Below are 22790 nucleotides of genomic sequence, written 5' to 3' on the forward strand. Positions count from 1 at the left end.
AACGCGCGAGGCAGTGCAAATGCTCGGGGCAGTGCAGGCAGCAACGCAGAGGCCCCGGCCGGTCTGCTGACCGGCCGGGGCCTCATCGCGCTGCTTGCCGGGCCTTGCCCGGAGATCCCGCTAGTTAGCGGAGATCTGGCGCAGCACGTACTGCAGGATGCCGCCGTTGCGGTAGTAGTCCGCTTCCCCCGGGGTGTCGATGCGGAGCACTGCGTCGAAGGACTTGGCGGAGCCGTCCTCGGCGGTGGCGGTGACCTTGAGGGTCTTGGGGGTGGTGCCTTCGTTCAGGGCGGTGACGCCCTCCACAGCGAAGGTTTCCGTGCCCGTCAGGCCCAGCGTGGCGGCGGACTCGCCGGCCGGGAACTGCAGCGGAAGAACGCCCATGCCAATGAGGTTGGAGCGGTGGATGCGCTCGTAGCTCTCGGCGATGACGGCCTTGACGCCCAGCAGTGCCGTGCCCTTGGCTGCCCAGTCACGGGACGAACCGGAGCCGTACTCCTTGCCCGCCAGGACCACCAGCGGGGTGCCGGCTGCCTGGTAGTTCTGGGCGGCATCGTAGACGTAGGCCTGCGGGCCGTCAGCCTGGGTGAAGTCGCGGGTGAAGCCGCCCTCCACACCGTCGAGGAGCTGGTTCTTGATGCGGATGTTCGCGAACGTGCCGCGGATCATGACCTCGTGGTTGCCACGGCGCGAGCCGTAGGAGTTGAAGTCCTTGCGCTCCACACCGTTGGCCAGCAGGTACTGGCCGGCAGGGGTGTCGGACTTGAACGAACCGGCCGGGGAGATGTGGTCCGTGGTGACGGAGTCGCCGAGCTTGAGCAGCACGCGGGCACCGGTGATGTCCTGGACGGGCTCAGGCTGGGCCTTCATGCCCTCGAAGTACGGGGGCTTCCGGACGTACGTGGACTTCTGATCCCAGGCGAAGGTGTCGCCGGCCGGGGTGTCGAGCGCCTTCCAGCGGTCGTCACCCTCGAAGACTCCCTCGTAGCCCTTGGCGAACATCTCCTTGTCGATGGAGGAGTCGATGACTTCCTGGACCTCGACCGGGTTCGGCCAGATGTCCTTCAGGAAGACGTCGTTGCCGGCTTCGTCCTTGCCCAGGGGGTCGGTGTCGAAGTCGAAGTCCATGGAACCGGCCAGGGCGTAGGCGATGACCAGTGGCGGGGAGGCCAGGTAGTTCATCTTGACGTCCGGGTTGATGCGGCCTTCGAAGTTGCGGTTGCCCGAGAGGACGGCGCTGACGGCGAGGTCGTTGGCCTGGATGGCCTCGGAGATCTCGGCTTCCAGCGGGCCGGAGTTGCCGATGCAGGTAGCGCAGCCGTAGCCCACGATGTAGAAGCCCAGCTTCTCCAGGTACGGGGTGAGGCCCGACTTCTCGTAGTAGTCAGTGACCACCTTGGAGCCGGGGGCGACGGAGGTCTTGACCCACGGCTTGGCGGTGAGGCCCTTGTTCACGGCGTTGCGTGCCAGAACGGCGGCGGCGAGCATGACCGAGGGGTTGGACGTGTTGGTGCACGAGGTGATCGACGCGATGGTCACCGCGCCGTGGTCCAGGTCGAATTCGCGGCCGTCCTCCATCTTCACGGCGACGGGGCTGGAAAGGCGGCCCTCAGCACCGTGCGCGGCGGAGTACTTCGGCGGAACGCGGTCGGTGTCGGTCACGTGCGTGCCGCCGGTGGTGAAGGAAGGCGGGTCGGAAGCCGGGAAGCTTTCCTCCAGCGACTCGTCCAGCGTGCCGGCGTCGGCGTCGTGGGTGACGTAGTTCTTGAGGTCGTGGCGGAATTCGTCCTTGGCCTCGGTCAGCTCGATGCGGTCCTGCGGACGCTTCGGTCCGGCGATCGACGGAACCACGGTGGAGAGGTCCAGCTCGAGGTACTCGGAGAAGCGCAGCTCGCGGGAAGGATCGTGCCAGAGGCCCTGTTCCTTGGCGTAGGCCTCCACAAGTGCAACGTTCTCGTCGGGGCGGCCGGTGAGGCGCAGGTAGTCGAGGGTGACGTCGTCGATCGGGAACATCGCAGCCGTGGAGCCGAACTCCGGGCTCATGTTGCCGATGGTGGCGCGGTTTGCCAGCGGCACAGCGGCAACGCCTTCGCCGTAGAATTCCACGAACTTGCCAACAACACCGTGCTTGCGGAGCATCTCGGTGATGGTGAGCACCACGTCCGTGGCGGTGGCACCGGCAGGGATGCTGCCGCTGAGCTTGAAGCCCACAACGCGCGGGATCAGCATGGAAACCGGCTGGCCCAGCATGGCAGCCTCGGCTTCGATGCCGCCGACGCCCCAGCCGAGCACGCCCAGGCCGTTGACCATGGTGGTGTGCGAGTCGGTGCCGACACAGGTGTCGGGGTAGGCACGCAGCGCGCCGTTCACCTCGCGGGTCATGATGGTGCGGGCCAGGTATTCGATGTTGACCTGGTGCACGATGCCGGTTCCCGGCGGGACGACCTTGAAGTCGTCGAACGCGGTCTGGCCCCACCGCAGGAACTGGTAGCGCTCACCATTGCGCTGGTATTCGATCTCCATGTTGCGCTCCAGTGCGCCGGAGTTGCCGAAAACGTCGATCTGGACGGAGTGGTCGATAACCATCTCGGCCGGAGCCAGCGGGTTCACCCTCTTCGGATCACCGCCGAGCTCCTTGACAGCCTCACGCATGGTGGCAAGGTCCACCACGCAGGGAACACCAGTGAAATCCTGCATGATCACGCGGGCTGGCGTGAACTGGATTTCGGTGTCGGGCTGGGCATTCGGGTCCCATCCTGCCAGGGCGCGAACGTGATCGGCGGTGATGTTCGCGCCGTCCTCGGTCCTCAGCAGGTTTTCAAGCAGTACCTTAAGGCTGAACGGAAGGGTTTCTGAACCTTCAACGGAGTTCAACCGGAAAATTTCGTATTCGGTTCCGGCAACATCAAGTTTGCCTTTTGAACCGAAGCTGTCCACAGTGCTCATCGCAGGACTCCTCTCGCAACAGTTTCATCTTTGTCGCGTGGTTGACCGCTTGCTAGTTAGGACACCCTAATTAGTGCCGGTCGCATCAAACTGCATGGTCAGCCGGGTACACGGGCGCGACGGGGGGCTACATCGCCCATAGTAGTGGCATCACCCGCGGGGAGTCAGCAGTGCGACGGTCTCCAGGTGGTGCGTGTGCGGGTACAGGTCGAAGGCGCGCAGACCTGACAGCTGCCAGCCGCCCTGCTGGAAGTAACCAATATCGCGTGCGAACGACGACGGGTCGCAGGAAACGTAGGCAATGGCGCGGGGGTTCGAGGCAATCAGCTGGCTGACCACGGCTTTGCCCGCACCCGCGCGCGGCGGGTCAAGAATGAGGGCATCGAACTGGCGCGGCCGCTGGTGGAGCACCCGCTCCACCTTCCCCTGCACAATCTCCACCTGCGGCGCACCGTGCAGGTTTTTCCGCGCGTCCCGGCTGGTGCCTGGCGCACCCTCCACCGACAGCACAGACCCGGTCTCCCCTACTGCGTCGGCCAGCGGGGCAGTGAACAGGCCGGCCCCGGCGTAGAGGTCAGCCACTGCGGCGCCGGGTTCCAGGAAGCCGCCCTCGTGCAGGAATCCGGTGACGGCACCCACCAGGGTTTCCGGCGCGTCGCGGTGGATCTGCCAGAAACCGGCGCCCGTGACCCGGTAGTCGTGGCCGGCCGCGGACTCCTGTACCCAGGTCCGGCCGCGGAGCTGCAGCGTCTCGTTCTTGAGGGGATCGTAGCTGGCCACGGAGACGTCCGACGGCAGCTGGGAGAGGACGGAGTTCAGCCGTTTGGCACGCGTTCCGGGGGCCGGGGCGAGCAGCACGAGCGGCCGCGAGCCGTTGGCGGGCGCGGCCACCTCCACCCGCTCGATGCCCTGGAGGTCCACATCCCACAGCCGCAGGGCGTTGATACCGTCGACAGCCAGCGGCATCTCCTGCACGGGAATCACCTGGTCGGAGCGGTGGGCGTGCATGCCGAGCCGGCCGCTTGGGGTGACGCCAAAGCTGGCGCGCGTGCGCCACCCAAGTCCGGTCCCGCCGTCGTGCTTAAGCCCGGCGCCGTCCGTTTGGGCGTTCGCTGCTCCGACCGCTTCAACGTCCGGGGAAAGTTCGACGGCGGCCAGCCGCCTGAGCTGTTCGGCCAGCACCTCCGACTTGAGGCTCCGCTGGCGCTGCAGCGAAATGTGGCCAAGTTCGGCGCCGCCGACCGGCGGGCGCCCGTGCGCCCATGAGCTGGCGGAGTCGGCGGTCCGCCAGAAGTGCGGCACCCGGTCCGGCGAGGCATCCAGGACTTCCACAACGTCGGCGCGCCAGAACTTGGCCTTCTCCTCGGCGTCGGTGAGCCGGACCCGCACCCGCTCCCCCGGGATGCCGTGGCGAACGAAGACCACGCGGCCCTCGTGGCGGGCCACGCAGTGTCCGCCGTGGGCCACGGGGCCGACGTCGACCACCAGTTCGAGTCCGGTGGAGGTGGTCTGGGTGTCCGGGCTCATTGAATGTCCTGCAGTCTCTTGGCTTCTTCGGATGATTTGAGCTGCCAGGGAACGCTGGCAACCATGACGCCCGGCTCAAAGTGGAGCCGGGTCTTGATGCGGAGGGCTGTCTGGTTGTGCACCAACTGTTCCCACCATTTGCCCACCACGTACTCGGGGATATAGACCACGATCAGGTCCCGGGGCGAGTCCCGGCGCATGTTCTTGATGTAGTCCATGATCGGCGTGACCGTCTCGCGGTAGGGGCTGGCGAGGATGGTCAGCGGAACCGGGATCTCCAGTTTCTCCCAGTCGGCCAGGGTGTGCGCTGTTTCTTCGGCGTTGATGTCCACGGTGATGGCGTCCAGCCGCGACGGCCGGGAAGCCCGCGCATAGGCCAGTGCCCTAAGTACGGGCTTGCGGACGTGTGACACCAGCAGCACAGCGTGCACGCGGGTGGGCAGCGCGCGGGGCGAGGAGTCCTCGTCGACCGCCAGCTCCTTGGCCACGTTGTCGTAGTGGGCGCGGATGCTCCACATGATGAGGAACAGGACGAACATGGCGAGCAGGGCAATCCAGGCGCCCTGTTCGAACTTGGTGATAAGCACGATCACCAGCACCAGTGCGGTCATGCCGAAGCCGATCATGTTGATGGTTCGCGACTTGAGCATCCGGCGTTTGACGGCCTTGTCCTTGGCCAGTTTCAGCTCCCGGCCCCAGTGCCGGACCATGCCCAGCTGGCTGGCCGTGAAGGAGATGAAAACACCGACGATATAGAGCTGGATGAGCTTGGTCACATCCGCATTGAACGACAGGATGAGCACCAGGGCACCGGCGGCCAGGGCAAGCACGCCGTTGCTGAAGGCGAGCCTGTCGCCGCGGGTGCGCAGCTGCCGGGGCAGGTAGCCGTCCTGGGCCAGGATGGAGCCCAGCACCGGGAAGCCGTTGAAGGCGGTGTTGGAGGCGAACACCAGGATGACGCCGGTGGCCGCGACCACGATGTAGAACGGAATGGACCCGTTGCCGAAGATGGTCTGGGCAATCTGGCTGATGGCCGGGTTCTGGATGTACCCCTCGGGCAGCGGCTGCCCGTTGAGCAGGAACTCAGTGGCCGGGTCCAGCACGATGTGCACCTTGGTGGCGTTGGCCAGGTAGATGATCCCTGCCAGCATGGCCGAGGCGATGATGCCGAGCAGCAGCAGCGTGGTGGCAGCGTTTTTGCTCTTGGGCTTCTGGAAGTTGGGCACGCCGTTGCTGATGGCTTCCACGCCGGTCAGGGCGGCGGCACCGGAGGAAAAGGCGCGCAATAGCAGGAACGCGCCCGCGAGGCCCACAAGGCCCTGGTCGAAATCGGGTGAGGGGACAATCGTGAACGCAGCCGACGGCGCCTGGCCGAGTTGGCCGGTCACGGCCTGGAAGATCCCGACGGCGGTCATGCCCAGGATGGAGGCCATGAAGATGTAGGTCGGCACTGCGAAGACGCTGCCGGCTTCCTTGATGCCGCGCAGGTTGACGAGCGCCAGGATCACCACGCCGATGGTGGCGATCAGGGCCTGCTGTCCGTGAAGCGATGGGATGGCCGTGGTGAGGTAGGTCGCCGCAGAGGACATGGACACGGCGACGGTCAGGACGTAGTCCACCAGCAAGGCGGACGCCACCGTCAGCCCGGCGTACTTGCCGAGGTTCTCGTTGGCGATCTCATAGTCACCGCCGCCGGAGGGGTAAGCGTGGACGTTCTGCCGGTAGGACGCCACCACCGTGAGCAGGACCACCATGACGGCGAGGCCCACGAGCGGGGAAATGGCCACCGCGCTCACGCCGGCCAGGGCCAGCGTGAGGAGAATCTCATCGGGGGCGTAGGCCACGGAGGACAATGCATCCGAGGCGAAGATGGGGAGCGCGATCCTCTTCGGCAGGAGCGTGTGGGCCATCCTGTCGTTCCGGAAGGGCCTTCCCACCAGCACGCGCTTCACGGCATTCAGAATTGTCAGCACCACACAAAGCTAGTCTGATTCGCACGCGATGTCATGGCAGGTATCCGGCGGTAGAGTCGTACGGAGCAGTCGGCCAGAGTTGAGGAGAATACGCGTGGCGCACTTCGTGATCATGGGTTGTGGACGCGTCGGGGCCACCTTGGCGCACACGCTCGAGGATGCCGGCCATTCGGTGGCCATCATCGACCAGGACGACCGCGCCTTCCGCCGCCTCCGCTCGGGCTTCACCGGCCGGAAAGTCACCGGCGTCGGGTTTGACCGCGACACCCTGAAGCAGGCGGGCGTTGCGGACGCCTATGCCTTTGCGGCCGTCTCCAGCGGCGACAACTCCAACATCCTGGCCACCAGGGTGGCGCGCGAGACGTTCCATGTGCCGCACGTGGTGGCCCGCATCTACGACCCCGGCCGCGCCGAGATCTACCAGCGCCTGGGCATCCCCACGGTGGCCGCGGTGCGCTGGAGCGCCGACCAGGTCCTGCGCCGCATCCTTCCCGAACAGCACCTTGCCGGGGATTTCCGCGACCCGTCCGGCCGCCTCGTGCTGGCCGAACTCGATTTGCATCCGGAATGGGTGGGGCATCCGGTCTCCTCCATCGAGAAGGTGGCCGACGTCCGGGTCGCCTACCTGACCCGTTTCGGCGAGGGGATGCTGCCCGCCGCGGGCACCTCCTACCAGGACGGCGACACGGTGCATGCCATGCTGCGGGTGGACCGCACGTCCGAAGTCGCCCACATCCTCGCCAAAGCACCCGCCAAGGAGTCCTAAGTGAAAGTCGTCATCGTCGGGGCCGGAAGCGTCGGCTCCTCGATTGCCCGTGAGCTGCTGTCCCACAAGCACGAGATCCTGCTCATTGACCTCAAGCCCGAGGTGATCGGGCGCAGCGGCCTGCGCGGGGCGCACTGGCTGGTGGGTGACGCATGCGAACTGAGCACCCTGCAGGATGCCAAGCTCGAGGACGCGGACGTGGTGGTTTCGGCCACCGGCGATGACAAGGTGAATCTTGTGGTCTCGCTGCTGGCCAAGACCGAGTTCGGCATCGGGCGCACAGTGGGGCGCGTTAACAACCCGAAGAACGACTGGATGTTCAATGACTCCTGGGGCGTGGACGTTGCCGTGAACACACCGCAGCTCATGACGGCGCTGGTGGAGGAAGCCGTGGAGATCGGCGACCTGGTCCGGCTGCTGACCCTGCAGACAGGTGTGTCGTCCATCGTCGAGTTCACGGTGCCGCACGACTCCCACACCATCGGGCTTACGGTGGGTGCCATCGACTGGCCGGAGGACTCGACGCTGGTGGCCATCCTGCGGGACCAGGCGCCGATCACGCCCAGCCGGGACGACGTCATCGACGGCGGGGACGAGCTGTTCTTCGTCACCACCATCGCGGCCGAAGACCAGCTGCGCGAGCTGCTGTCACCCAGTTCAGCTGAGGGGCGGCCGTTCAGCGAACAGCCGTCCGGTGACCAGCAGGAAGCCGGCGGTTCCCCGCAGGGTGGCGCGGCCGCCGTTGGGGCGCCGGCAGCCGCAGACCAGCTGGCCGGGACCGATCAGCTGGATGATGACGGCTTCGACGGCTGACCGTCCGGCGTCGCCGCGGGCCGCGTGACGAGCCAGGCGATCCACACGCCGAGGATGTACAGCGGTGCACCCATGATGAGCCTTGTTGTGGCCAGCGCCGCCAGCCCGTCCGGGCCCATGAGGTACAGGGGAACCTGCACCAGCAGGCGCAGCGCCAGCACGCCGACGATGATCCAGGTGCCCAGCCGGTAGGCGCGGACGCGGGCCGGATCCTTGCGCCAGTCCAGGCCTTCGTTCCGGATGAACCCGAACAGCAGGCCGGCGATCGGCCAGCGGACGGCGATGGAGATGACCATCGCCACGATGTAGGCCGAGTTGGTCAGGAATCCCGGAAGGTAGAAGTCCTCGGCCTTGCCCGTGGTGTTGGCGAGCCAGGCTGAGATGCCCACACCCACGACGCCGGCCAGCGCCTGGGTCAGCGGCCGGCGCTGCACGAGCCGGACCACCGTGAAGACGGCGGCGGTGCCCAGAGCGGCAATAAGTGACGGGGTCAGCGCGGTGGTGGCGGTGAAGGCAACCAGGAAAACCAGGCCGGGCAGGATGCTCTCGGCGATTCCCTGGTAGCCGCCGGCGCTCTTCAGGACGTCGATGCGGCCGTCGTGTGTGCGGTGCAGCCCGGCCTTGGAAGCGTAGTCCTCGGCGAGCCCGGCAAAACCCGGAGTCTCGGGCGCGGGCTTGGGTTCTTCGCGGCCCGGTCCCGAATCGGGGTTTTCAGGCAAAGTCATTGGTTCTCCTGGCGGGACAGTATCTCGTAGCGGGGGTTGAACATGGTGGGCATGCCTTCCCTTTCGGTCAGCATGCCTTCGAGCTTGAGTTCGGTCCCGGCGTCGATCCCCGGAATGCGGCGGCGGCCCAGCCAGATGACGCGAAGCCGCCCGCGGCGCTCCGCGGGCAGGGTGTCATGGTCCGAGATGATGGCCGTGAAGGCTGCCACCCCTGAGGGGGGCGCATAGGTCACCGACTCGATAAATCCGTGGCACAGGGCGCGCCCGCGCTCCGGCAGCCCGCGGATGGGAACCGCCTGGTCCTGCGGGCCGCCTGCATCAACCAATCTGGGTGATCTCCGGCCCGCGCTCGGGCTCCTGGAGGTCAGGTGCCGCGGGAGCCACCGGTCCGGCAGCGTCCTTGGGCAGGCGCAGCTGCAGGAGATCCCTCGGCGGCATGGGGTTCTCGCCCCGGATGACCACGATCTTCCGGAACAGGTCCTCGAGGCCGGCTGCCGCTTCACGGTCCAGCGCGGCTTCGCCGCCGAAAACGCCGCGGAGGAACCAGCGGGGACCGTCGACGCCGACGAAACGGGCGACGCGGTAGCCCTGGCTGCCGTCCGGTGCCCCGGCCGGGAGCTTAGCCACGAGTTCGACGCCGTAGTCCCCCGGGATCTCCTCAACCTGGCCGCCCTGGCCGCCGACAGACTGGCCGATCTGCTCCCGGATCTCGTCCCAGAGCCCCTCGGAGCGGGGCGCGGCAAACGCCTGCAGCTGCAGGCTTGACCCCTCAAGGTCCATGGTTACGGCGACAACGCGCTGGGTCGCTTCCTCGACCTCAAGCCGGAGCTGAAGTCCGTCGCGCGGGGCGATGAGCAGGGCGCCGAGGTCCACATAGCCGTCGCGGCTGCTGATCTCGGAGACGTCGAAAGGACCGTTGGCCCTGCGGTCGTCCGCGGCATTCCCGGCCGCGTCAGGAGTGACGTCCTCCTGAACGTCCTCCGGCTCCGCCGATTCCTGCCTCTTGGCTTTCTTGCCCCGCCCAAAAACCATGCGTTGTCTCCTTTAGTTGTGATCGTGTCGCGCGCCCCGAAATGCGGGTGTGCGGCCCAGCCGGTGGTGTGCCGCTACGTGCCCGGAACGGCGAACCCGCCGGTGGAACCGAACCCGCCGGCACCGCGGACAGAGTCGTTCAGCTCCCCCACGGCGACGAACTGCGCGTGCTCCACGCGCTGGATCACCATCTGTGCAATTCTATCGCCGCGCCGCAGTTCAATGGCCTGCTCGCGGTCGGTGTTGAGCAGCGTTACCGCGATCTCCCCGCGGTATCCGGCATCGACGGTTCCGGGTGCATTCACCACCGTGAGTCCATGCTTGGTGGCGAGGCCCGAACGGGGGTGGATGAGGGCCACAAAACCGTCCGGCAGAGCGATGGCTACGCCGGTGGGGACCAGGCGCCGTTCGCCCGGCTCGAGCACCACGTCCTCGCGGGCCCGCAGGTCCGCCCCGGCATCACCGGGGTGGGCGTACGACGGCGCTTCCAGGCCGTCGTCGAGCATTTTCAGCTGGACCTGCACCGTGGGTGCTCCGAACTCCGCCCTGGGCGGCTGGGCAGCGGCAGTCGCGGGGGCTTGCTGAGCGAGGGATGTCATGGCCGTTGATTCGTCAGTCACAGTCCCACACTCTATCGTCCGGGCTCCATCTCCTCCTATTGCAGTGGGCCCTCCTGCCGGCCACTAAGCTTGAGGGCATGCCCGAATCAAGCGCTGCCGTTCCTGCCCGCAACCCGTCCTCACCGGACGAAACCGTAGTTTTCTCCGAAAAGCTGTGGCCTGGCGCGTGGATCTGGGTGGTCGCGGTGGGCATCGCATCGGCAGGCATCCTGGTCTTCGCGCCCATCAGCCTGGCGGCGGGCTTCACGGCAGCCGCCGTGCTGTTCGCCATCGAGGCAGTGCTTCTGTTCCTGTCAACGCCGTCAGTGACGGTGACCACGCGGACCCTGCAGGTGGGCCGGGCCAGCATCGAACGCAGCCTGGTCGGCGGGGCAGCGGCGTACCGGGGCAAGGAGGCGACGGCGGAGCGCGGGACGCGCCTGAACGGACTGGCCTATCTGTGCATCCGGGGGTGGATTGACCCGGTGGTCAGGATCGAGATCGCCGACCCGTCGGACCCCACGCCTTACTGGCTGACCTCCACGCGCCGTCCGGAGGAACTGGTCGCTGCGCTCAACGGCGCCTAGCCCAATCACCTTTATCCGGCGCACCTAGCCTTCGCAGTCGCGGCAATAGAGCAGCCCGTTCTTTTCCCGCGCGATCTGGGAGCGGTGCCGGACCAGGAAGCACGAGGCACACGTGAACTCGTCGGCCTGGGCGGGCAGGACACGGACCAGCAACTCCTCGCCGGACAGGTCGGCTCCGGGCAGCTCGTAGCCTTCGGCGAGGTCGGACTCCTCCTCCTCCACCACTGCCGTGGGCTTCTCGGCACGGCGGGTCTTCAGCTCCTCAATCGAGTCCTCGTTGAGGTCCTCTTCGGACTTCCGCGGCGCATCATAATCAGTCGCCATGGCCTGCTGCTCACACTCCGTTGAATCGCTCGAATGATTCATCCGGGACAACGCCGGAGGAACTTGGTTTGTGCCCGGTACGCGCACATTTTTCTCCACGCTGCGCGGAAAAGCCATAGCCGGAATTAACGCCTCCCCCGGGCCTCCGCCACCCACCCGAAACTCCCGGAATTTCGCGGCGCGCCCTCTGCCCTAACGGGAAAAGACAGTGCGGGGTGGCAGAGTTTCGAATGATAGTAATGCCAGGGTGGAGGATTGTATGCAGGATCTACGGCTTGTAGGCGTCCACGACGACGGGGAGCATCTCCTGTTAAGCGGTACCGCCGGCGCAATGTTCCGGCTGCCGATCAATGAGGCGCTCAGGCTGGCTGCCAGCCGGCCCTCCGCGCGCCCGTCCGCGGCTGCCCCCGTTCCCATGTCTCCCCGCGACATCCAGGCGAAAATCCGCAGCGGTTCCACCGCTGCCGAGGTTGCCGCCGCCTGCGGGATGCCGCAGGAAAAGGTGGAGCGCTACGAAGGGCCGGTGCTGGCCGAACGTGCCTACATCGCCCAGCAGGCCCAGAAAGTGGAGGTCGCCTCCCCCGCCCCGGGACACGACGTCTACCGGTCGGCCTTCGGCGACAACCCCGCCACCCTCGGCGACATGGTGGCCCACCGGCTCACCGCCCACGGCATCCACTCCACGACGCTGGAATGGGACTCATGGCGCCGGCCGGACGGCACATGGACCGTGGTGGCCAAGTTTGAAGCCGCCCCCGGCGGGCACGCGAGCATCGGTGAGGAACCTCCCGCTATGTGGACGTTCAACCCCACCCGGAAGTCGCTGCAAAACGCGAACCGCTGGGCCCAGCAGCTCAGCGAACTGGAGCCGCTGGACGGACCTGTACCGGCCCGCCGGCTCTCCGCCGTATCCGACAGGCCTTTCGACTTCGAAACCGACGCGGAGGCCGCGGCCCGCTCCGGTTTTGGCACAGCCAACAGCCCCGGCATCGGTAACACCACGGAGCAGCAGAAGGATCCGGACGGCCTCCTGGACATGCTGCGTTCGCGGCGCGGCCAGCGGCTCGGCGTGGATGAGGACAGCGACGACGCACTGGCGCTGCTGCTCGCCAACGGTGTCCCGGCCGCCCACCCGCGGGCGGACGAAGCACCCGCAGACATGGAGCCCGAATCGCCGGCCGGCGGTTCGTGGCAGTCAGACAATTCCGGGCACTCCGGTGATTCAGCCCAGGACGCTGACCTATCACTGGACGGTGCGGAACAGGATGCGGATCCGGAACCTGAGGAGAACGACGGCGACGGGACGGCTGAGGCTCCGGCGGCAGAGTTCACCCTGGCCCGGCGCCGTGACGGCCGGCCCTCGATGGTGTCCCGCCTTAACCTGGTCCCCCGGCATGAGGATGCCGACGACGAGTCGCTGAAGCTTCACGACGGCGTCAGCACCAACACGCGCGAAATCACCATCGTGCCCGGTCACACCGTCGCTTCGGGCAACACGCGTCCGGCCAAACCGGCGGAGCCCAACTCACCGGCGGCGCATTCTGCCGGCCCGGTCACCGGCCGCCCGTCGCCTGCCAACCCGGGCCTGGACGAACTCCTGGGCCGCGGCAGTGCCCGGCGCCGCTTGGAGGGGAACCGCTTGGAGGGCAGCCGTCTGGACGGAAGCCGGCCGCAGCCCGGCCAGGGCACATCCGGCGCCGATCAGGACCGGGACGAGCCGGAACGCCAGCCGTCCCGGCCGAAGCGTTCAAGTGTTCCCAGTTGGGACGAAATCGTCTTCGGCACCCGGGGCGACTGAGAAACTAACTGCCGGCGCCGTGCCACAGGCAGGCGTCCACCTCGAACGGGAGCAGCTCGTCCTGCTGGGCGATGATGCTGGCGCCATGGGCGGTGACCCGGCGCATGAAGTGCCTCCGGCACAGCGTCTCGTAACCCACCACCGGCAGATGTCCTTCGTCATTGCCCGGATCGCCGGCCGCGGGATCAATGGCCATATCCACATCGCCAACCACCACCTGGGCACCCTCGGTGACCATCACGCCGTCGACAGTTCTGGCGTTGTGGGTGGCACGCCGGCCGCACCAGCACAGCGCTTCAACCTGCAGGACCTGGACCCGGTCGGCAAGCTCAATCAGGCGCTGCGAACCCGGGAAGAGCCGGGTCCGGAAGTCCGCGGTGATGCCGAAGGCAAAAACGTCGACGTCGATCTCGTCCACCACGCGTGCCAGCTGCTCCACCTGGGCGGCTGAATAGAACTGTGCTTCGTCACAGATGAGGTAGTCCACGCGGATCCCCTGGGTGCGGCGGAGCACGACCTCGTCCCAGAAGTCCGTGGTGTCGACGACTTCCACGGCCTCGGCCTGCAGCCCCAAGCGGCTGGAGATCCGGGAGTCGCCGGCGCGGTCGTTCCGGCTGAACCGCACCCCGCCGCGGCCCCGCGCACGGTGGTTGTAGTCCATCTGCAGCGCAAGGGTGGACTTGCCGGAGTCCATGGTTCCGGAGAAAAAGACCAGCTCAGCCACGGGTTCCCCGGCGGCCCGCGGTCTTGCCGGAACCTGATTTACCTGACGCTGGCCTTCCGGAAGCCTGGAAACTGAGCAGCGGAACCTCGCGTTCGGCCTTGGTCAGGGAGCCGTGCTGGCCCACGACCTCCATGGCCGTCGGGCGTACCCGGCGCGTGTCGTAAAAGGCCAGCGCGTCCCTGGCTGCCACCATCACGTCGCCCAGCCGTCCCGTTACCTCGGGCCGCACGGTTCCGAAGAGCCCGGCCGCCACGGCTTCCTCCCGGGTGAACGCCCAGATCCGCTCGCCGAAGCGGGCGCGCCACGCCGCCAGCAACCGCTCCTTCGCGGTATCGCCGGCATCGTCCTCCAGGTACAGGTGCACCATGCGCGGTTCCCCGGCCGTGTGCCGGACACCGGCCACCAGGGCAGCGTCGGCAGCGTAGTCGAGGCGCTGTGACTCGGCGACGTCCAGCATGCCGTGGTCGGCCGTGACCAGCACTGTGGTTCCGGCCGGGAGGGACGCATCCAGGCGCTTGACCGTGGCGTCCAGTTCCTCGAGCTGGTGCTCCCACTGCGGTGACTGCGCGCCGTACCGGTGGCCGGCCTTGTCCAGGTCGTTGACGTAGAAGTACATGAGGGCTGAGTCCGCGTCGGCCATGGCCTCGGCTGCCGCCGCAGTGCGGGCGTGGGAGGTGGTGCCGGAGACGAAGGTGCCGCCGCGCAGCGCCGCCTGGGTCATGGGCGAGCCGCCAAACTGCGGCAGGCTGACGGTGGTGACCGCCACATGTTCGGAGGCACGTTCGAAGACCGTGGGGAACGGCTGCCACTGCTGCGGGTCCACGGCGGCGTCCCAGTTGCCGAGCATGTTGACCACCTTGTCCTGGGCCGGATCCAGGACGTCATATCCCACCAGCCCGTGCTGGCCGGGAGCGAGTCCCGTGCCCAGGCTCGCGAGGGAAGCTGCGGTGGTGGAAGGAAAGGCGGAATCCAGCCAGACGGGCACGGCCCCCTGGCCCTGCTGCAGGACGCCGCGGAGAAAGGGGGTGTGTGCGGTCTTCTGTTTGAGCAGGCTGCGTCCCAGCCCGTCGGCCAGGACCACGCACACACGTTTGGCCGGCGGGAGGCCCAAAGCGTTCTCGAAGCCTGGAACCCCAAGGCTGGCCGCCGCACTGCCCAGCACCTCGGCCACTGAACGGCGGCCGTAGGCCGGTGCGGCAGGCAGGCCGGTTACGGCAGTCCCGGGTTCCGGCGCCCGAGTTGCGGAGTCTGAAGCATCGTTTAGCTGTTCCTGCATCTCAGCGCTTGTGCCCGCGGCTGAGCCGGTTGGCAAAAACGCCCATGCGGGGACGCGGGTGGGTGGCTGACGGCGCATGGCGCACCGGGGTGGGCGATCCCGTGTTCACCGCACGCAGGGCACGGGCAAAAAGCTTGGCATCCTGGACCGCCTGCAGGCCGTCCGCCTCGGCGCTGATGCGCAGGACGATGTCCTCCTGGGCGATGGTGCCGCTGTAGCCGTGGTCAGCCTCGCATTGCGGGTCGCCGCAGCTGGCCGGCCCCATGTCCAGTCGCTGGCCGCCGGACCAGGCAATGGAGAGGGTGACCTCGCGGACCGGGTCCGAAGGCTTGTAGTTCTGCGGCTGGGCGTACATGTAGCTCAGGACCACCGAGCGGATCTGCGCCACAGGGACGGATTCGGTGGAGATCTGCGCCACGATCTGCTCGCCGGCTTCGTCGAGCTGCTGGTCGTCCACGTGCGTGATCACCAGCATGTCCTCGGTGAGGACCAGGACGGTGATGTGCCGGCGGACCTCGGCGCGGTCGAAGTGCGTCTCGAGGTGGACCAGGTGTGCGAGGCAGTCCCGGCCGTCCAGGGCGTCATCCACCACGTCGGCCACCAGCAGCGGGTAAAAACCGGCCTGCTGCAGCGCGCCTTCGAGGCTCTGGCCCTGCACGCTGTGGTTGTGCGAGCTGTGGTGGAAAGCCTGCGGGCTGTGGTCGGGCGCTTGAGGCTTCGAGGTGGGAGGCTGGGAGCTCATTTCCCCATTTTCACAGATCGGTGTGGCACACGCTAACCAATAGGCCGGCATCGCCTGCCCGGCAGCTGCGCCCGGGGCCTAGCTCCGCAGGGCCCGCCGTGCACTGTCGGTGCGTTGCGCCGCGTTGCCGATCCGCACATCGGCTGCCAGGATGAACGCCCCCTGCGGAGTGGCGAGGACCGGATTGAACTCCACCAGGGCGATCTCCGGGTGGGCGTCCTTGAGCCGTGCCAGCCGCGAGGCCACGTCCTCGAGGGCAGAAACATCGACGGCGGGCAGCCCCTGGTAGCCGAACAGCTTCCGGGACGCGCGCGGGCTGCGGATGAGGTCTCGGAGGTCCGCGCCGGAGAGCGGCGGCGCCCGGTGCGCCCAGTCATCGAGCAGGTTGACGGCGTCGCCGGCCAGTCCGAAGGACACCACGGGTCCCAGCAGGGGGTCCTCGATGGCGCGCAGGGTGCAGGCCTGGCCCACCGGGGCCATGGTCTGGACCTCCAGCGACGCCGGGCCGTAGGGCTCCAGCGCCCGGCGCATCTGGCGGATGTTCAGCCGGAGGGAGTCCGCGTCCTCGATGTCCAGCCGCACCCCGCCGAGGTCCAGCCGGTGGCGCAGCGTGGGATCGGTGGTTTTCAGCGCCACCGGCCAGCCCAGCCTCCCGGCCGCCGCCACGGCTTGATCCTCCGAGTCGAAGCCTTCCGAGGGCATGACCCGGATTCCGTAGTGCGCCAGCAGGCGGGTAGCGTCTTCGGGCTCGAGCTGCTTGAGCTGCTCGCCGCGGACGTCGGCCAGCAGGTTTTCGAGGTCGGCGTGGGCGGCGTCGGGATCGCACCCGTCAGGATCCACAAACAGGCCCTGGTCCCGTTCCGCCCATTCGGCGTACCGCACCACGGCGGAGAGGGCGGCCACGGCCACCCCCGGGTTCGAGTAGCACGGCACCAGGGCCGAGCCGGAGCCCTCCCCCACCATGCCTTCCACGTACACCGATGGATCGAGGATTCCGGTAAAGGCCGCCACCACAGGCTTGCCGGCCTCGGCTGACGATTCTGCGAGCGCCCCGGCAATCTGTTCCACCGTCAAGCCGCGGGCCGGAAGGAAGGCAACCACTGCGGCGTGGACTGCCTCCTGGGCCAGAACCTCGCGGAGCCGGTCCCGCAGGGCGGGCAGGGCACGGGACAGGCCTGCGTCCAGGTCCAGCTCCGTCACGAGCTCCTCAACACCAAGGCCATGGGAGACGGCGCTGTCCGCCACCACCTTCCCCAGGGCCCCCGAGTTGCTGAAAACCGCCACCCCCGCCCCCTTGGGGAGCGGCTGCGCGGAGACGATCTGGGCCACGTCCATGAGCTGTTCGATGGTCTCCACCCGGATCACGCCGGCCTGGCGCATCATCGAGTCCAGCGCGTCGGCGGGAGCCTGGGTGGTACGCACGGCGTGGCCGGGCGGCAGCTGCAGCCCCATGGAGGTGGACTTGGCCACGATCACCGGCTTGGTCCGCGCCAGCCGCCGGGCGATGCGGGAGAATTTACGCGGGTTGCCGATCGACTCCAGATACAGGCCCACGGCGGTGGTGTCGGCGTCGTCCTCCCAGAACTGCATCATGTCGTTGCCGGACACGTCGGCCCGGTTGCCGGCCGACAGGAAAGTGGAGATGCCGGCGCGGCGCCTGCTGGACGCCGCATACAGCGCCACCCCGATCGCCGCGGACTGGCTGAACAGCCCGAGGCCGCCGCCGCGGGCAAGGCTGGGCGCCATGGACGCGTTCAGCGAGACCGCGGGGTTGGTGTTCACGATGCCGAGCGAGGCAGGTCCGATGACGCGCATCCCGTTGGCCCGCGCCTGCCGCACCAGCTCGCGCTGCCGGGCAAGGCCCCGCTCGCCGTCCTCGGTGAATCCGGCCGAGGCCACCAGGACCCCCTTCACGCCGGCGGCCGCGCACTCATCCACCACCTTGGGGACTTCCTCGTAGGGCACCGCGACGATCGCCAGCTGCACCGGCCCCGGCACCTCGGAGAGCCTGCCGAAGGACAGCATGCCGGCCAGCTCAAAGGCTTCGGGGTTGATGGCGTAGACGGGACCGGTAAAGCCGCCTTCGATGATGTGCTCCAGGAGCTGGTACCCCACGGTCCCCCAGCGCCGGCTGGCCCCGATCACCGCCACGGACGACGGCGCCAGCAGGTCCTGCACGCTTCTCGCCTCCGCACGGTGCTCCCGGGCTTCCATCACCGCGCGTGATTTGTCCGTGGGGTCGATGTTGAACTCAAGGCTCACCACGCCGTCGTCGAAATGGCGTTTGACGTCGTAGCCGGCGTCGGAGAACACCATGAGCATCTTGCGGTTCTCGGGCAGGACCTCGGCGCTGAACCTGCGGATCCCGTTTTCGCGGGCTGCCGCGGCGAGGTGTTCCAGCAGGATCGAGCCGATGCCGCGGCCCTGGTGCGCGTCGGCGATGTTGAAGGCCACCTCGGCCTCGGCGGGGTCGTCCAGCCGGTCGTAGCGGCCAATGCCGATGATGTCCCCGCCGATGGTGATCACGAAGGCCACCCGGTCCCGGTAGTCCACCTCGGTGAAGCGCTTGAGTTCCCGGCTGGAGAGCCGCTCCTTGAAGGCGAAGAACCTCATGTAGATGGAGTCCTGCGACTGCCGCGTGTGGAAGGTCTGCACGGCGTCCGCGTCGGTGGGATGGATGGGCCGCAAATGCGCGGTGCCGCCGTCCCTTAGAACGACATCGGCCTCCCAATATTCCGGATATTCGCCGTCCCCGGGCTGATCCACCATAGGCTTAGCCTAGCTAAACCTCCCGAAGTGCACCCCAAAAAGGATCCACCAGCCCGATGGCACGCCGCCAAACACGCACCCCCGCAGGGGAAACAGTCCAGGACTACACCGAAAACATCGTTGATATCGACGTGACTTCCGAGATGGAAGGCTCCTTCCTGGAGTACGCGTACTCGGTCATCTACTCCCGGGCCCTGCCCGACGCCCGCGACGGCCTGAAGCCCGTCCAGCGGCGCATCCTCTACATGATGAGCGACATGGGCCTCCGTCCCGACCGGGGCCACGTCAAGAGCGCCCGCGTCGTGGGCGAGGTCATGGGCAAGCTCCACCCGCACGGCGACACCGCCATCTACGACGCCATGGTGCGCATGGCCCAGGACTTCTCGCTCCGGCTCCCCCTGATTGACGGCCACGGAAACTTCGGCTCGCTCGACGACGGCCCGGCGGCACCGCGGTACACCGAGGCCCGCCTGGCGGCGGCTGCGCTCACCATGACGGACCACCTCGACGAGAACGTGGTGGACTTCGTCCCCAACTACGACAACCAGCTCACCCAGCCGGAGGTCCTGCCCGCAGCGTTCCCCAACCTGCTGGTCAACGGCACCACCGGCATCGCCGTCGGCATGGCCACCAACATGGCTCCGCACAACCTGGTGGAAGTCATTGCCGCCGCCCGGCACCTCATCGCCAACCCGGATGCCACGCTGGAAGACATCATGCGGTTCGTTCCCGGCCCCGACCTGCCCACCGGCGGGCGCATCGTGGGCCTGGACGGCATTCGGGACGCCTACGCCACGGGCCGCGGCTCCTTCAAGACCCGCGCCAAGGTGGAGGTGGAGCAGCTCTCCGCCCGCCGGACCGGCCTCGTGGTCACCGAGCTGCCGTACATGGTGGGCCCGGAAAAGGTGATCGAGAAGATCAAGGACGCGGTCAACAGCAAGAAGCTGGCGGGCATCAGCGACGTGGTGGACCTGACCGACCGCAAGCACGGCCTGCGGCTGGTCATCGAGCTGAAGAACGGCTTCAATCCGAACGCCGTGCTCCAGCAGCTCTACCGCTACTCGCCGATGGAGGATTCCTTCGGCATCAACAACGTCACCCTCGTGGAGGGGCAGCCGCAGACGCTGGGCCTGCTGCAGCTGCTCACCGTTTATGTGGACCACCGCATCTCGGTGGTGCGGCGCCGGACCGTGTTCCGGCTGGGCAAGAAGAAGGACCGCCTCCACCTGGTGGAGGGCCTGCTCATCGCCATCGTGGACATCGACGAGGTCATCCAGATCATCCGGTCCTCGGACGAGGCCTCCGCGGCCCGCGAGCGGCTGATGTCCATCTACGACCTCTCCGAGATCCAGGCCAACTACATCCTCGAGCTGCGGCTCCGCCAGCTGACCAAATACAGCAGGATCGAGCTGGAGAAGGAGCAGGAGGAGCTGCGCAAGGAGATCGCCGAGCTGGAGGCCATCCTCGAATCCGACCAGCTGCTGCGGGAACTGGTGTCCGGCGAACTCGGCGAGATCGCGGAGAAGTACGGCACGCCGCGGCGGACGGTGCTGCTGGAATCCGAGGCCGTGGCCCCAACGGTGGCCAGCGCCGCCGGTATCGACGGTAAGGCAGGCGTCCGGGGCAAGCCCGCTCCCCTGGCCCTCGAGATCGCAGACGATCCGTGCTGGGCGATCCTCACGGCCTCCGGCCAGATTGCCCGGACCGCCAACCAGGACAGCCTGGCCGAGACCGGGCCGCGCTCCAAGCACGACGTGTTCCGCTCGGTGATCAAGACGTCGGCCCGGGGCGAGATTGCCGCCATCACCTCCCAGGGGCGCATGCTGCGGATCCAGGTGATGGACATGCCAGTCCTTCCGCCGGTCTCCGGGCTGCCGAACCTGGCCGGCGGCGTTCCGGCCAAGGACTTCATCACCCTCCTGAAGGGCGAGTCCCTCGTGGCCTTCGCTCCGCTCGATGAGGTGCTGGCGCTCGGCACGGCGCAGGGCGTGGTCAAACGGGTGCAGCCGGACTACCCCCTGAACCGCGAGGACTGGGAAGTGATCACGCTGAAGGACAAGGACACCGTGGTGGGCGTGGCGCCGGCAGGGTCCGACGACACGGACCTGGTGTTCCTGACGCGGCAGGCACAGCTGCTGCGCTTCAGCGCCGCCGTCGTCCGTCCGCAGGGCCGGACGGCCGGTGGCATGGCCGGCATCAAACTCACGGCCGGTGACCAGGTGGTGTTCTTCGGTGCGATCGCCCCCGGCGACGAGGCCGCCGTCGTCGTCACCATTTCCGGCACGGAGGGTGCCCTGCCGGGCACCGCCCCCGGGGCCGCCAAGGTGACGGCCTTCGCCGAGTACCCGGCCAAGGGACGGGCCACCGCCGGTGTCCGGGCGCACCGCTTCCTGAAGGGCGAGGACACGCTGCTGCTGGCGTGGGCGGGCCACGGCCCGGCCAAGGCGTCATCGTCGGCAGGGGTGGCCCGCTCGCTGCCCCAGGAGCACGGCCGGCGCGACGGTTCGGGCATCCCGCTCTCGCAGGCGGTGGACGTGATCGGCCCGAGCATGGCGTGGCCGGAATCCGCCTAGACTACTGCCATGCCTATCGTCCCGGATGAAAAGGACTGGACCTGGGTCCTGTCCCGCCCCTGCACGCAATGCGGCTTCGACGCGTCCACCGTCACGCCGTCAACGGTTCCCGGCAGCGTCGAAAACATGCTGCCACGCTGGCGGGCCGTGCTCCGGCGGCCGGACGCCACCGAACGGCCGGACAGCAGCACCTGGTCCGCGCTGGAGTACGCCTGCCATGTCCGGGATGTGTTCAACCTCTTCGACCGCCGCCTCAACCTGATGCTCACCGAGGACGATGCGAAGTTTGAGAACTGGGACCAGGACCGGACGGCGGTGGACAGCGACTACGCGAACGCCGACCCTGCCGTGGTGAGCGCCGAGCTCACCGCAGAGGGTGAGCAGGTGGCAGCGTCCTTCGCCAGAGTGCAGGAGTCACAGTGGGGCCGGACCGGTATCCGCAGCAACGGCTCGGAATTCACCGTCCTGACGCTCGCGCAGTATTTCCTGCACGACGTCGTCCACCACCTTTCGGACGTGGACGGCTGACGCCCCACGTCCGCCGCGGCTACAGGACCTTGTCCCAGGCCAGGCTGGTGTTGACCGGGGCGTAGCCCATCTTGCGGTACAGCGCCATGGCACCGGTGGGATTCTCGGAGTCCACATCCAGTGACGCCTTGTCCATGCCGGCGGCGGCGAAGCGCCGCATGGCATCGGCCAGGAGTGCCTGCGCGATGCCGCGCCCCCGGAATTCCCTGCGGACACCGAGCAGGTCCGTGTAGCCCTCGGTGAACCCGCGGATTCCGGCGGTGTCCGGGTCGTGGCTGGCCAACTGGTAGCCGACCACCTCGCCGGTGCCGCTCGCCAGCACGACGGCGCTGAGGTCGGGCCGGGCCAGGGGGTCGTTGACCACGTAGCCCCAGCCTTCCTCATCCCGTGGTTCGCTGCCCCAGTGGTCGGCGAAGATCTGGTTGTGCGCCAGGCGCACGGCTTCGCTCAGCCCCGGTTCCATCGGCACCAGTTCCAGGCCGTGGTCCAGGGGCGCATCGGGCAGCGGAGCCGACAGCGGGCGGTGCATCTCGTTGTAGTAGCGGACCACCTCGTACCCGGACTCCTCCAGGAGCGCGCACTGGTGCTGCTGCTTCTGCTCGATGAATATCCGCAGCCGCGGGGCCGGCGTTGTCCTGTCTGGACTTTCCCCGCCTGAACCTGCACCGGCGTCTTCCGCAAACCGCTGCCTGGTCAGCGCCTCCAGCCAGGCCAGGAGGGCGGAGCCCACGCCGCGGCGCTGCCACTGCGGGTCCACGGCACAGAACCCGTGCGCCTTTGCCCCGTCCTTGTTTTTGGTCAGGCGCGCGTAGGCCCGGGGAACGCCGTCGGAATCCAGTCCAAGCACAGTGTTGAGCCCCACCGGGTTGTTCCTGGACTCCGTGATCTGTTCAAGGTCCGCCCGCCGCTCAAACCACACCGGCTGCTCGGCCGCCGCGGTCCGGGCGATCAGCGCGGCCCACGCGTCAAGGTCCCCTTCGGATATGGACCGCCACCGCAGCTCCGGGAAGTCGACGGCGGGGGCGTGATTGTGCGTCATGGGAACAGGCTAGCCGTCCGGAAGAGCGGCAGGAAGCCGTAGGCTGGGC

Annotated in this window: 19 protein-coding genes; 6 read left to right on the plus strand and 13 right to left on the minus strand. The window is 67.8% G+C overall.

What is annotated here, in order from left to right:
• Nucleotides 1-120: 120 nt before the first annotated feature.
• The 3 genes from ACFVTE_RS12335 to ACFVTE_RS12345 form a co-directional block, all read right to left on the minus strand.
• A complete protein-coding gene (locus tag ACFVTE_RS12335) occupies nt 121-2946 on the minus strand; it encodes an aconitate hydratase (protein WP_387100756.1) in 2826 nt (941 codons plus the stop codon).
• Nucleotides 2947-3096: 150 nt separating this feature from the next.
• A complete protein-coding gene (locus ACFVTE_RS12340; protein ID WP_387100758.1) occupies nt 3097-4473 on the minus strand; it encodes a class I SAM-dependent RNA methyltransferase in 1377 nt (458 codons plus the stop codon).
• On the minus strand, nt 4470-6446 hold the full coding sequence (locus ACFVTE_RS12345) for an APC family permease (protein WP_387100760.1): 1977 nt from the start codon (nt 6444-6446) through the stop codon (nt 4470-4472). Before ACFVTE_RS12345 ends, ACFVTE_RS12340 begins: the two co-directional genes overlap by 4 nt.
• 94 nt (nt 6447-6540) lie before the next feature.
• Here ACFVTE_RS12345 and ACFVTE_RS12350 point away from each other — a divergent pair, with 94 nt between their 5' ends.
• Both ACFVTE_RS12350 and ACFVTE_RS12355 read left to right on the plus strand, forming a co-directional pair.
• The gene (locus ACFVTE_RS12350) at nt 6541-7212 is read left to right on the plus strand and encodes a TrkA family potassium uptake protein (protein WP_354261616.1); all 672 of its coding nucleotides are present in this window, start codon (nt 6541-6543) and stop codon (nt 7210-7212) included.
• The gene (locus tag ACFVTE_RS12355; protein ID WP_387100761.1) at nt 7213-8025 is read left to right on the plus strand and encodes a potassium channel family protein; all 813 of its coding nucleotides are present in this window, start codon (nt 7213-7215) and stop codon (nt 8023-8025) included.
• Here ACFVTE_RS12355 and ACFVTE_RS12360 read toward each other — a convergent pair.
• From ACFVTE_RS12360 to dut, 4 genes are all read right to left on the minus strand, one after another.
• A complete protein-coding gene (locus tag ACFVTE_RS12360; RefSeq protein WP_387100762.1) occupies nt 7995-8750 on the minus strand; it encodes a DUF3159 domain-containing protein in 756 nt (251 codons plus the stop codon). The two genes, ACFVTE_RS12355 and ACFVTE_RS12360, sit on opposite strands and share 31 nt — an antisense overlap.
• On the minus strand, nt 8747-9076 hold the full coding sequence (locus ACFVTE_RS12365; RefSeq protein WP_387100763.1) for a hypothetical protein: 330 nt from the start codon (nt 9074-9076) through the stop codon (nt 8747-8749). The genes ACFVTE_RS12360 and ACFVTE_RS12365 overlap by 4 nt, the downstream gene beginning before the upstream one ends.
• Nucleotides 9069-9782, minus strand: coding sequence for a DUF3710 domain-containing protein (locus ACFVTE_RS12370; protein ID WP_387100764.1), 714 nt, complete (start codon nt 9780-9782; stop codon nt 9069-9071). Before ACFVTE_RS12370 ends, ACFVTE_RS12365 begins: the two co-directional genes overlap by 8 nt.
• Before the next feature lie 74 nt (nt 9783-9856).
• Complete coding sequence (gene dut / locus ACFVTE_RS12375; RefSeq protein WP_387100766.1) at nt 9857-10402, minus strand: dUTP diphosphatase; 546 nt, start codon at nt 10400-10402, stop codon at nt 9857-9859.
• Nucleotides 10403-10479: 77 nt separating this feature from the next.
• Between dut and ACFVTE_RS12380 the strand changes: the two genes are divergently transcribed.
• Nucleotides 10480-10968 (plus strand): DUF3093 domain-containing protein, encoded by a 489-nt coding sequence (locus ACFVTE_RS12380; protein WP_387100768.1) that lies wholly within the window; start codon nt 10480-10482, stop codon nt 10966-10968.
• Between the two features lie 24 nt (nt 10969-10992).
• On the opposite strand, the gene ACFVTE_RS12385 is transcribed toward ACFVTE_RS12380, so the two are convergent.
• Complete coding sequence (locus ACFVTE_RS12385; protein WP_387100770.1) at nt 10993-11292, minus strand: DUF4193 domain-containing protein; 300 nt, start codon at nt 11290-11292, stop codon at nt 10993-10995.
• A 259-nt stretch (nt 11293-11551) separates the two neighbouring features.
• On the opposite strand from ACFVTE_RS12385, the gene sepH reads away from it, so the two are divergent.
• The gene (gene sepH / locus ACFVTE_RS12390; RefSeq protein ID WP_387100772.1) at nt 11552-13090 is read left to right on the plus strand and encodes a septation protein SepH; all 1539 of its coding nucleotides are present in this window, start codon (nt 11552-11554) and stop codon (nt 13088-13090) included.
• A 4-nt stretch (nt 13091-13094) separates the two neighbouring features.
• On the opposite strand, the gene ACFVTE_RS12395 is transcribed toward sepH, so the two are convergent.
• From ACFVTE_RS12395 to ACFVTE_RS12410, 4 genes are all read right to left on the minus strand, one after another.
• Nucleotides 13095-13814, minus strand: a complete 720-nt coding sequence (locus ACFVTE_RS12395) for a thymidine kinase (protein WP_387100774.1) — start codon at nt 13812-13814, stop codon at nt 13095-13097.
• Nucleotides 13807-15090, minus strand: a complete 1284-nt coding sequence (locus tag ACFVTE_RS12400) for an alkaline phosphatase family protein (protein ID WP_387100775.1) — start codon at nt 15088-15090, stop codon at nt 13807-13809. Before ACFVTE_RS12400 ends, ACFVTE_RS12395 begins: the two co-directional genes overlap by 8 nt.
• Before the next feature lies 1 nt (nt 15091).
• Complete coding sequence (locus ACFVTE_RS12405; protein WP_377993979.1) at nt 15092-15832, minus strand: DUF5998 family protein; 741 nt, start codon at nt 15830-15832, stop codon at nt 15092-15094.
• A 78-nt stretch (nt 15833-15910) separates the two neighbouring features.
• Nucleotides 15911-18601 carry a GNAT family N-acetyltransferase gene (locus ACFVTE_RS12410; RefSeq protein WP_387100777.1) on the minus strand — a complete coding sequence of 897 codons (2691 nt, stop codon included), beginning with the start codon at nt 18599-18601 and terminating at the stop codon, nt 15911-15913.
• Nucleotides 18602-18657: 56 nt separating this feature from the next.
• Between ACFVTE_RS12410 and ACFVTE_RS12415 the strand changes: the two genes are divergently transcribed.
• Both ACFVTE_RS12415 and ACFVTE_RS12420 read left to right on the plus strand, forming a co-directional pair.
• The gene (locus tag ACFVTE_RS12415; protein WP_387100779.1) at nt 18658-21174 is read left to right on the plus strand and encodes a DNA topoisomerase (ATP-hydrolyzing) subunit A; all 2517 of its coding nucleotides are present in this window, start codon (nt 18658-18660) and stop codon (nt 21172-21174) included.
• Nucleotides 21175-21183: 9 nt separating this feature from the next.
• Nucleotides 21184-21702 carry a DinB family protein gene (locus ACFVTE_RS12420; RefSeq protein ID WP_387100781.1) on the plus strand — a complete coding sequence of 173 codons (519 nt, stop codon included), beginning with the start codon at nt 21184-21186 and terminating at the stop codon, nt 21700-21702.
• A gap of 19 nt (nt 21703-21721) precedes the next feature.
• Here the strand turns inward: ACFVTE_RS12420 and ACFVTE_RS12425 are convergent, their stop codons facing one another.
• Entirely contained in the window at nt 21722-22741 is a 1020-nt protein-coding gene (locus ACFVTE_RS12425; protein WP_387100783.1) for a GNAT family N-acetyltransferase, read from the minus strand.
• Between the last annotated feature and the right edge of the window lie 49 nt (nt 22742-22790).

This window comes from Arthrobacter sp. NPDC058097 (assembly GCF_042884885.1).
Lineage (GTDB): Bacteria > Actinomycetota > Actinomycetes > Actinomycetales > Micrococcaceae > Arthrobacter.